The sequence below is a fragment of the Paenibacillus sp. 1-18 genome, from assembly GCF_000520755.1.
In the GTDB taxonomy this organism is placed as follows: domain Bacteria; phylum Bacillota; class Bacilli; order Paenibacillales; family Paenibacillaceae; genus Paenibacillus; species Paenibacillus brasilensis.
In genome coordinates this window covers 1-488 of sequence record NZ_ASSB01000172.1, presented here as the reverse complement: position 1 = coordinate 488, position 488 = coordinate 1, and the positions used below count along the sequence as shown (strand labels likewise).

At 42.8% G+C, this 488-nt stretch carries 1 protein-coding gene; it reads left to right on the top strand.

Going from position 1 to position 488, the window contains the following annotated elements:
- A partial coding sequence (locus L693_RS0110545) for a DUF4355 domain-containing protein (protein ID WP_231503607.1) occupies positions 1–398 on the top strand: 398 nt, incomplete at its 5' end.
- Between the last annotated feature and the right edge of the window lie 90 nt (positions 399–488).

Sequence of the window (488 nt, the reverse complement as noted above, 5' to 3'; positions counted from 1 at the left end):
TTCCAATGGACAGAAAGCTCGATATGTCGTCTCTAGGGATGGAGCAATATATCCAATCTAATCAGCAAGCAAAAAGTTGGTTTGATAGCACGGTGGACAAACGATCCGCTAAATCGCTGGAAACATGGAAAGCCAACCATTTGGAAAGTGCAGTAGATGTTGAGATCAAGAAGCGATTCCCGGCTAAGGATGAGAAAGAAATCGAGGTCGAGAAGCTACGTGCCGAAGTGGAAAATATGAAGCTAGAGAAGCAGCGTGAACGGTTAACCAGTCAAGCGATCAAAATTGCATCCGAAAAGAAACTTCCACTCCCGTTAGTGGATTTTTTTATTGGTGCTGATGAAGAAGCGACGACAGTTTCGTCCAATAGTACGCCTAAATCAATCAGTAAATCATAGGCTGTATCTTTCGTGGGAATTATAGGCGTTGTATCATTGCCAATCGTGTTCTCTGCTTTAACCTCCGTATAAAATCCAGCAAGATACTGA